Source organism: Pantoea stewartii subsp. stewartii (assembly GCF_008801695.1).
Lineage (GTDB): Bacteria > Pseudomonadota > Gammaproteobacteria > Enterobacterales > Enterobacteriaceae > Pantoea > Pantoea stewartii.
This window is the reverse complement of sequence record NZ_VZPF01000120.1, coordinates 1-8,924: the sequence shown is the minus strand read 5'-3', so window position 1 is coordinate 8,924 and position 8,924 is coordinate 1. Positions and strand designations below refer to the sequence as shown.

The following is an 8,924-nucleotide window of genomic DNA, read 5'->3' as shown; positions in this document are numbered from 1 at the left end:
ACCAATCGATGAGCGGGCACAGCAGAGTGTTCTGGCAACATGACTGACGGTGTCACCACGATGCAGCATCAGCATGGCGGTGAGCCGCCGGGCGTGGTTTTTGTCCTTTGTTTTATGGATAGTTTTCTGCATCAGGCGTCGTTCGGTTCTGGGTATTGGTGCTATGATCGACATTGCTCAGTCCGGCTGGTGATTTGGGATATTCAGCGATTGATCAGATCGCATAAACCGGACTGAGTTCCCTCTAAGGGATCTACTATTCCGAGCAGTTATTTAGCCTGCGCAGTCAGTTTTCTGATCCTCAGTCGGGTAATATTCAGGAGCTGTCTCAACTGGGCATTACACAGGATGGGCTTTGTTGAATAAATGGATTTTATGCTGTGGTACTATGAAAACGGTTGTTTCAGATAACATAAAATCAATGCGTTACATGCTTGCGTATGACGGTGTTCTGTCTGGCATCAGCGTTTTCTACCAAAACAGTGCAGACAAAACAGAATGATTACCTATTATTCAACAAAGCCCACAGGATGATAAAGGTGACCTGACCGTGGACAGTACGAAACTGAATAATGCGCTGACGAATCAGCCCGCCGATGTTTTAGCGTTTCTGACCGGCGATGGAAAGACAACCGGCTTTGCGACAGAGGTGACGAATAATCTCAACCAAATGCTGGCGAGTAATGGTACCGTTTCGAACGCCACAACAGGGATTAATACGTCGTTGAAGCAGCTCTCAGATCAATACAATACTGTTAACGACCAAATCACCACGATTATGGCGCAGTATAAAACGGAATTTACCAATCTGAGTACGCTGGTTTCTTCTATGACGCAGACCGGTAACTATCTGGCTGCACAATTCGCAAAAATGTAATAGCCGCCTTATCTTATTACTCTGCAGACAGATATCTTGTAAAAGATATCTGTCTGGTCATTATCTTCCCTTCATCGTTCTGCTTTACTGTTTCTGAATAGCGGTAACGCTTTACCACTCTCTTTCAGAGCTGAGTCATACGTAATACAGGTTTAGATTAATTTCTTCCGTTTCTGTGAAACCAGCAGCAGTGATTGGGCCATGCTACCCTGCCCACTTGCTTTGCAATGCAATACCGCTCATCCTCTCTGACCACGTTGCGCCAGAACGTAAAAAAATTTACGCATAACTTTCATTATTTCAAAGTGTTAAATGCAAGTAATGATATATCTTGGCGGGCTTTCTTAGACAGATTTAATACAGGTTTTCTTATCAATGCATAAGCAGGAAGAAAATAAAGCAACCGCCTGGCATCAGGGACTTTCTCTGATATTTAATTATCCGTGCTATTTAACAGTAAATGCTGTAACAAAAAGTTTTTAAGGTTAAGGAATTAAGTAATTTGGTTGTATTTGATGTGTGGCAATAATTCTTTTTTACAAGGAGAGCGCAGGCGTTTCCTTTCGCTTAAAACGGCACTTCTGCTATTCACGAATTAATCTTACCTGGCGATTTTTAATTAAAGTTCTGTGGTTTCGTTTCGATAATAATAATGCGTAAATCATACGTTCTCCTTAGAAGGAATTTATCATGTCAGTGATTAACACTAACGTTCTGTCGCTCATCACTCAGAATAACCTGGATAAGTCTCAGTCTTCTCTGGGTACCGCTATTGAACGTCTGTCATCGGGCCTGCGTATTAACAGCGCAAAAGATGATGCCGCGGGTGAAGCGATTGCAAACCGTTTTACGTCAAACATCAACGGTCTGACCGTTGCTGCGCGTAACGCGAACGACGGTATTTCATTGTCTCAGACAGCGGAAGGTGCGCTGGATGAGATAAACAACAACCTGCAGCGCGTCCGCGATCTGACCGTACAGGCGCAGAACAGCTCCAACTCTGCTTCGGATATCGATTCGATTCAGGCTGAAGTTAACCAGCGCATGCAGGAAATCGACCGCGATACCAAGCAGACCGACTTTAACGGACTCAAAGTACTGAACACCGGTTCAGGCAGCACCACCTACAACTTCCAGGTTGGTGCACAGGATGGCCAAACGATCGGAATTACCATCAGTTCAAGTGACAGTTTTGACCTGGCCGCAGCAGGTAACGCCTCTTCTGGTAACGTGCAAAACACCAGTTCAACAACCGGTCAGACAGTGAATGGTACAGCCCGCAGCACCGCGGCTATCGGCTTTGACGTACTGAAAGGTGCCGTTACCGGTGGATCGGGCGGTACAGCATCTGGCAGCACACCGCTGGCAGATATTGATAAAGCGATTAAAGCCGTTGACAGTCAGCGTAGCCTGTTGGGTGCGTCTCAGAACCGTTTTGAGTCCACCATCAGCAACCTGAACAACACCGTCACCAACCTGACTGCTGCCCGCAGCCGTATTCAGGATGCGGACTACGCGACGGAAGTGTCGAATATGTCACGTGCTCAGATCCTCCAGCAGGCAGGTTCCTCGGTACTGGCGCAGGCCAACCAGGTGCCACAGACGATGCTGTCATTACTGCGTTAAGAGCCAATTCAGGAACCACGCCTGTTACAGGCGTGGTTCTTATCACTCAGCGGCGGTTTGTCAGCTCACCTTTCGAATGAAGTCGCTAAATGCCGCTAACTGCTTAGCCAGATGCTCTCTTGTACCCTGCTCGATCACCTCTCCGGCCTGCTCATCCACTTTATTCTGGATAACGCCCCCCATGAATTCCGGTTTGTTTAACACCATCGCATCCAGAAAAACCAAAATCTGCCGCAGATGATACTGACAGCGCGCGCCACCGATAGCCCCCATTGAACTCGTTTGAATCGCCACGGGCTTACCGGCTAAAGGCTGATTGGGCACGCGAGACAACCAGTCGATGGCATTTTTCAATCCGCCAGGAACGGAGTAGTTGTATTCAGGGGTCACGATAACGACGCCATCAGCCTGGCGGATCTGTTCAGCCAGCGCCGTGACGGTATCTGGAATGCCTGCTTCCTGCTGGATATCCGCATCATAAAGTGGAATATCCCGGATTGACGGCAGCGCTTCTACCACCACGCCCTGCGGTGCCAGTTGCGGTAGCGCATGCGCAATCATCGCGTTATACGATCCTTTTCTCAGGCTGCCCAGTAAGGTAACCATTTTTAACGGCTTGTCTGACATTGTCGTTCCTCTTTTCGATGGCTAAGTGCGTTTTCACGCCACGTCTGGAATATAATATGGCGTTTCTGACGGATTAAAAGTGAGTGGTTATGCGGCAATTTTTGTTGGTTTTAACATCAATTTTGGTCGTGGGCTGTGCGCCGGATCATCGCACCCGCACATCAGACCTCGCCAATCCTGCCTCACAGCATTGTCTGGCCGTTGGCGGAAAAAGCGATATTGTAAAAACCCCAACGGGTGAAGTGGGCTACTGTACGCTGCCTTCGGGTGAACATATCGAGGAATGGACCTTGTACCGCCGTGACGAATCGAAGGGGTAAGCTGTGGTGAATTCTGACCGCTCGGTTATCAGACTGGCGACCCTGCACGATCTGGCCGGAATTACAGCCCTGCTTCAGGCAAACTCGGCCGGACGCGGCGGCACACTGAATGGGGATTTTCCTGCCGATAAAGTTGAAGGGATGCTGCGTCGTGCCGGTGCCAGGACAGTGGTTGCCCAGCGCGATGAGGCGATTACCGGCGTATTATTTAGCGCCATTCCCACTCAGCACGAACCCGAGATGATTAACGCGATGCTTCATGCGTGGCCACCGGGGTGGCACTGTTGGCTCTACGGCCCGGTTTGTATCAGTGAGGCTGAACGGGGAAAGGGATTAAAACGCCTTTATCACCACATGTGCCAGTATCATCAGGGCGCACCTGTGTTATTTATTCAGGCGCAAAACAGCCGTTCAATTCAGGCCCATCAACGCCTTGGCATGTACCCGGTGGCACAGTTTGCTATGCAAGATGAAGATTTTTTTGTCTATAGCCATCAGGGTTAGCAACCTCAAAACCGCCGCGCATAGCACAAAAGGAAACCTGCTTCCGATGCAGATTCTACAATGAATCTAAGACATTAACGGGGGAGAACAGGATGACAAAGATCTGTGTCACATGCGGAACCGCCTACTCGCAGATGGAAACAACCCACTGCATAATTTGCGAAGATGAACGTCAGTACGTGCCGGCTTCAGGGCAACAATGGACATCCAGTGAAGCGCTCCATGCCGCGCACAGCAACAAATGGCAGCAACCTGAAACGGGATTGTTTAGCCTGCAGTCTGTGCCTGATTTTGCCATCGGCCAGCGCGCGTTTTTGATTAAAGGACAACAGGGCAACGTGCTGTGGGACTGCATACCTAACCTTGATGCCGCCACCGTCGATATCATTCGTGCGCTGGGCGGTATCGACGCAATTGCGATTTCACATCCCCACTATTACAGCAACATGCAAGACTGGGCAGCAATATTTGATGCGCCATTGTATATCCACGCCAGCGACAGCGAATGGATTGTGCGTGACAGCCCACATCTGCAGTTATGGGATGGCGATGTCCTGACTATGCTCCCTGACATAAGTTTGTTGCGGCTGGGTGGCCACTTCGCGGGCGGCACGGTACTGCACTGGGCAAAAAATGAAGGCATCCTGTTGTCTGGCGATATTATTCAGGTTGCGCCGGGGGCAAATGCTGTGTCCTTCATGTGGAGTTATCCCAACATGCTGCCTTTACCGGCAGACAACATCAGGACAATAACCGAGCGTCTGACCCCCTTTGCCTTTGATCGACTTTATAGTGCGTTTGAAGGGCGCGATATTGCATCTGACGCGAAACAGGTGGTGAACCGCTCAGCACAAAAATATATAGACTGCCTGCAGTAAGACAGAGCAGTGACGGACGGTTAAGCGGCCAACGCCATCACCCGCTTAACCCACGTTTTTCATTCGTCGATATACCTCAGACAGGCTTTATGACTCACCCTTACGGCGATGAGGCAGCCTCATCATCTACGCTACGATCCCTGTCAGTGGCGCTATCAACGGATTCATCTGTTGGCCGCATTCAGCAAAAACGACAACGTCATCAACACCTGCGCGCGGGCCGCATGAGCACCGTCGTTCCGGTCTGTAGCGGCACAGGAACGTCAGGGCGAGTTCAGTTGACTCACCCTTTCGCGCGGGATCAGGGTGCCAGCGATGCACCACTGGTGGCGATAACCTCTTTATACCACCAGAAACTTTTCTTGCGGCTGCGCGCCAGCGTGCCGTTCCCATTGTCATCGCGGTCAACATAAATAAAACCATAGCGCTTGGACAGCTCGGCTCTGGAGGCGCTGACCAGATCGATGGGCCCCCAGCTGGTATAGCCCATCACCTCTACACCGTCGTCAATCGCCTCGCGCACCTGTACTAAATGGTCATTAAGGTAGCTGATGCGGTAGTCATCCTGCACTACGCCGTCCGCGTCAGGTTTATCCTTCGCACCCAGGCCGTTTTCCACGATAAACAGCGGTTTCTGATAACGATCCCAGAGCACGTTGAGCAGCGTACGCAGACCGACAGGATCTATCTGCCAGCCCCATTCGGAGCTTGCCAGATGCGGGTTTGGCACCATGCTCAGGATGTTGCTCCGTGCCTGCTGATTTAACGCCTCATCGGTGGTGACACAGCCGCTCATATAGTAGCTGAACGAGATAAAGTCGACCGTTGATGTCAGCGCCTCGCGGTCGGCATCGGTGATGTCAATCTGAATACCGTTGTCACGGAAGAAGCGCAGCATATAGCCCGGGTAGGCACCGCGGCACTGCACGTCACCGAAGAACTGCCAGCTGCGGTTCTCCTGTAGCGCTTCCAGCACGTCTTCTGGCTTGCAGGTCAGCGGGTATACCAGGCCGCCCAACAGCATATTGCCGATTCTGGCATCAGGAATAATGTCATGACAGGCTTTTACCGCCAGCGCGCTGGCGACCAGTTGATGATGGATTGCCTGGTACACTTCGCCTTTATTGCTGGTTTCCGGCAGACCAACGCCAGTCAGCGGCGCGTGCAAGGACATGTTGATCTCGTTGAAAGTCAGCCACAGCTTCACCTTCTCTTTGTAGCGCGCAAACACAGTGCGGGCGTAGCGTTCAAAAAAACCGATAGTCTGACGACTTCCCCAGCCGCCGTACTGCTTTACCAGCGCCCATGGCATTTCATAATGTGACAGCGTGACAAGCGGCTTGATACCGTGTGCGGCCAGTTCGTCAAACAGCATGTCGTAAAAAGCCAGCCCTGCCTCGTTCGGCTGCTGCTCATCACCGTTCGGGAAAATACGCGTCCAGGCAATCGAAACACGCAGGCATTTAAAACCCATTTCAGCAAAGAGTTTGATGTCTTCCGGATAGCGGTGATAGAAGTCGATAGCCACATCCTTGATACTGCTGTCTCCCGCGACGCGCTCTACCACCGGACCAAAAACCCCCTGTGGCTGAACGTCAGAAGTTGACAGCCCTTTTCCATCGTCCAGATAAGCACCCTCTGTTTGGTTGGCGGCTAACGCCCCACCCCATAAAAAATCATCCGGGAAAGTCTTCATTATGTTCTCCTGTTATTGATGGCTTACGCAGATTAGCGGTACACCGGCATTGGCGAATGTTGCCGTCACGGTCGCTACCTCGCGATATTCGTCGCTGTTGCTGATAATAATCGGGGTCGTCAGGTCGTAACCGGCATCGATAATTGCCTGACGATCAAACTCCAGCAGCAGATCGCCCGGCTGCACGCTGTCACCTACCTTCACGTGAGCGGTAAAGGGGATGCCATTGAGCTTCACGGTGTCGATGCCCACGTGAATCAATACTTCAATGCCGCTGTCGCTGAGCAGGCCAATGGCATGTTTGGTCTGAAAAAGCGAGGCAACAACGCCGGTGAAAGGGGCAACGACGTTGTTATCAGACGGAATGATAGCGGCACCACTGCCCAGCAGGCCGCTGGCGAAGGTGGTATCCGGTACCTGGTCAAGTGCCAGAACGGTGCCGGTCATCGGCGATAACACCGTGTTTTTGCCTGCTGATGAGTGCCCGTTAGGCGTTGCGCGCGCTGGCATCCCGGCGACCAACGTCAGACCGCAACTCAGGACCAGTGCCACCATTGTGCCGAAAAGGCCGCCCCACAACGTGGCATCCACGCCGCCCGGCGGTATCATCTGGGCGAGGGTAAAAATATTGGCAAAGCCAAACGAATAAACGTGGGTATCGCTGAAGCCAACAATAGCTCCACCGACAGCTCCCGCCACGCAGCCAAAGATAAAGGGGCGGCGCAGCGGCAGATTGACACCATAGACCGCGGGTTCGGTAATGCCGAAGATCCCTGCCGTCACGGACGATCCGGCCAGCATTTTTTGACGCGCATCGCGGGTGCGCAGGAAGACCCCTAACGCTGCACCCACCTGACCGAAGACCGCAGGCAGTAGCATCGGCAACATAGAGTCGTGGCCCAGCACCGCCACGTTGTTGATCATCAACGGTACCAGCCCCCAGTGCAGACCAAAGATGACGCAGACCTGCCAGAGCGCGCCCATTGCCGCGCCCGCCAGCCACGGTGCCAGTGCATAGATCCATTGATAACTGTTTGCCAGCATCTGGCTGAGCCAGGTTGCCAGTGGGCCAATCACCAGGAAAGTCAGGGGGACCGTCACGCCCAGGCAAATGAGCGGCGCGAAGAAATTTTTCATCGCGGATGGCAGCAGCTTCGTACTCTGTCTTTCCAGCCAGCAGCTTACCCACGCGGCAAGAATAATCGGGATTACGGACGAGCTGTAGTTAAACCAGGTCACCGGAATGCCGAGAAACGCCTCGGTCACCGCATCCGGCTGCTGGCTGGCGTTGAATGCAGCGATCATGATCGGATGGGTCAGCGCGCCGCCAATGACCATGGTGATAAAAGGATTACCGCCGAACTTTTTCCCAGCGGTGTAGCCCAGCACTAATGGAAAAAAGAAGAACAGCGCGTCGCTGGCGGCGAACCATATTTTATAGGTGCCGCTTTCCGTGGTGAGCCAACCGCAGACCACTGCCAGCGCCAGCAACCCTTTGAGGATACCAGAGGCCGCCAGGACGCCGATAAATGGCGTAAAAATTCCGGAGACAATGTCGATCAGGCGGCCAGATAAGGAGCCCTTGTCGCCCTTTTCCTCCACGACAGGCGCGTCATCAGTCAGCCCGGCCTCGTTGCGCACCGCCTGCCAGACGTCATGGACGTGGTTCCCAATGACGACCTGGAATTGGCCGCCGCTTTCTACCACCATAATCACATCCGGGTTGTTCTTCAGCCCCTCGGCATCTGCTTTCTGCTTGTCTCTCAGTTTAAAACGAAGCCGGGTTGCGCAATGCACAAGGCTGATGATGTTCTCTTTTCCGCCAGCGTGGCTGAGAATATCCTTCGCTAAAGCCTGGTATTCCATCTCGTTTTCCTTACATCCGGTGCCTGTAGCCACCTGTTGAATTAAAAAAAACCTGAGGGCGTCCTTCGTCAGAAGGCCGCACTCAGGTTTTGCCTGCGTGATGCAGTAACAATCCTGTGTTGAGGCTTAACGCCCCTCTTTTCTCACCCGCTCAATATGAAGGGTGAGAAACATGATTTCTTCGGTTGTCAGCTCGCGCTGATAGTTTTTATTCAGGTGCTGAGCGATTTTTCCGGCGCATTTCCAGGCCAGGCCATAGTTGTCTTTGACCGCCACATGCAAAGACGCATCGTCATCCTGCACCACCGTGCGGGTCAGCATTCGCTGGGCAAAAAACTTCAGATGAGTAACGAAACGCTGATAGCTGAGCGACTCTTCGTCGTACTCCAGGTGCAGTTGATACGTAAGCGTCACATTTAAACCGTCTGTGCAGCGGGCTCCGGTTCCGGGAAAATAGTGTCCATCATTTTTTAATGGACACTATCGCGTGAAACACCGGACATGGCTCCTTGAGGCGCTTCGCCTCCATT

The 8,924-nt window shown here is 52.2% G+C and carries 8 protein-coding genes and 2 pseudogenes; 5 read left to right on the top strand and 5 right to left on the bottom strand.

Annotated elements, in window-relative coordinates:
- A pseudogene (locus F7Q90_RS23525) lies at window positions 1-174 on the bottom strand (IS630 family transposase); the annotation flags it as partial.
- A gap of 334 nt (window positions 175-508) precedes the next feature.
- On the opposite strand from F7Q90_RS23525, the gene fliD reads away from it, so the two are divergent.
- Entirely contained in the window at window positions 509-877 is a 369-nt protein-coding gene (gene fliD, locus F7Q90_RS23520; protein ID WP_346265404.1) for a flagellar filament capping protein FliD, read from the top strand.
- Between the two features lie 690 nt (window positions 878-1,567).
- A complete protein-coding gene (locus F7Q90_RS23515; RefSeq protein ID WP_006121927.1) occupies window positions 1,568-2,503 on the top strand; it encodes a flagellin N-terminal helical domain-containing protein in 936 nt (311 codons plus the stop codon).
- Between the two features lie 60 nt (window positions 2,504-2,563).
- Here the strand turns inward: F7Q90_RS23515 and F7Q90_RS23510 are convergent, their stop codons facing one another.
- A complete protein-coding gene (locus tag F7Q90_RS23510; RefSeq protein ID WP_006121928.1) occupies window positions 2,564-3,130 on the bottom strand; it encodes an NADPH-dependent FMN reductase in 567 nt (188 codons plus the stop codon).
- Window positions 3,131-3,234: 104 nt separating this feature from the next.
- Here F7Q90_RS23510 and F7Q90_RS23505 point away from each other — a divergent pair, with 104 nt between their 5' ends.
- The 3 genes from F7Q90_RS23505 to F7Q90_RS23495 all read left to right on the top strand — a co-directional run bounded on the left by F7Q90_RS23505 (window position 3,235) and on the right by F7Q90_RS23495 (window position 4,832).
- The gene (locus tag F7Q90_RS23505; RefSeq protein ID WP_237166173.1) at window positions 3,235-3,450 is read left to right on the top strand and encodes a putative hemolysin; all 216 of its coding nucleotides are present in this window, start codon (window positions 3,235-3,237) and stop codon (window positions 3,448-3,450) included.
- Between the two features lie 3 nt (window positions 3,451-3,453).
- Window positions 3,454-3,954 carry a GNAT family N-acetyltransferase gene (locus tag F7Q90_RS23500; protein ID WP_006121930.1) on the top strand — a complete coding sequence of 167 codons (501 nt, stop codon included), beginning with the start codon at window positions 3,454-3,456 and terminating at the stop codon, window positions 3,952-3,954.
- Between the two features lie 92 nt (window positions 3,955-4,046).
- Window positions 4,047-4,832, top strand: a complete 786-nt coding sequence (locus F7Q90_RS23495; protein WP_006121931.1) for an MBL fold metallo-hydrolase — start codon at window positions 4,047-4,049, stop codon at window positions 4,830-4,832.
- 301 nt (window positions 4,833-5,133) lie between these two features.
- Here the strand turns inward: F7Q90_RS23495 and F7Q90_RS23490 are convergent, their stop codons facing one another.
- The 3 genes and pseudogenes from F7Q90_RS23490 to F7Q90_RS23480 form a co-directional block, all read right to left on the bottom strand.
- On the bottom strand, window positions 5,134-6,528 hold the full coding sequence (locus tag F7Q90_RS23490) for a glycoside hydrolase family 1 protein (RefSeq protein ID WP_006121932.1): 1,395 nt from the start codon (window positions 6,526-6,528) through the stop codon (window positions 5,134-5,136).
- Between the two features lie 12 nt (window positions 6,529-6,540).
- Window positions 6,541-8,394, bottom strand: a complete 1,854-nt coding sequence (gene bglF / locus F7Q90_RS23485; protein WP_006121933.1) for a PTS beta-glucoside transporter subunit IIABC — start codon at window positions 8,392-8,394, stop codon at window positions 6,541-6,543.
- Between the two features lie 126 nt (window positions 8,395-8,520).
- Window positions 8,521-8,796 (bottom strand): annotated as a pseudogene (locus F7Q90_RS23480) (PRD domain-containing protein); the annotation flags it as partial.
- Between the last annotated feature and the right edge of the window lie 128 nt (window positions 8,797-8,924).